At 58.5% G+C, this 417-nt stretch carries 1 protein-coding gene; it reads right to left on the reverse strand.

Going from position 1 to position 417, the window contains the following annotated elements; translation table 11 throughout:
* Positions 1–417: oxidoreductase (locus tag KMS84_RS39155; protein ID WP_498066969.1), on the reverse strand; the 417-nt coding region annotated here is incomplete at both ends.

Genomic DNA, 417 nt, shown 5'->3' on the forward strand with positions numbered 1-417 from the left:
GCATCGATCACTTCACGGACGATGCGATAGCGGTTCTCATGGCTGCCACCGTATTCGTCGGTGCGATGGTTCGCGAGTGGCGAGAGAAACTCATTGAGCAGATATCCGTGGGCAGTGTGCACTTCCACTACGTCGAAGCCCGCCTCATGAGCACGGCGTGCGCCTTGTCGGAAAGCCTCTACCACCTGCTTGATTCCTGCCAGATCGAGTGCCTGCGGCACAGGTGAATCGGCAGTGAACGGGATGGCCGAAGGTGCGATGGATGGGCCTGGGACACCCAACTGACGGCCTGCATGCCCCAACTGGCAGCCTGCTTTCGCCCCAAACCGCTGAATAGTTTTGACCAGCTCGGCTAACCCTGGAACTTGGACGTCGTCCCAGATCCCAATATCGCCAGGGCCAATCATTCCATTACTC

The sequence above is a fragment of the Streptomyces hilarionis genome, from assembly GCF_024539675.1.
Taxonomy (GTDB): Bacteria; Actinomycetota; Actinomycetes; order Streptomycetales; family Streptomycetaceae; genus Streptomyces; species Streptomyces hilarionis.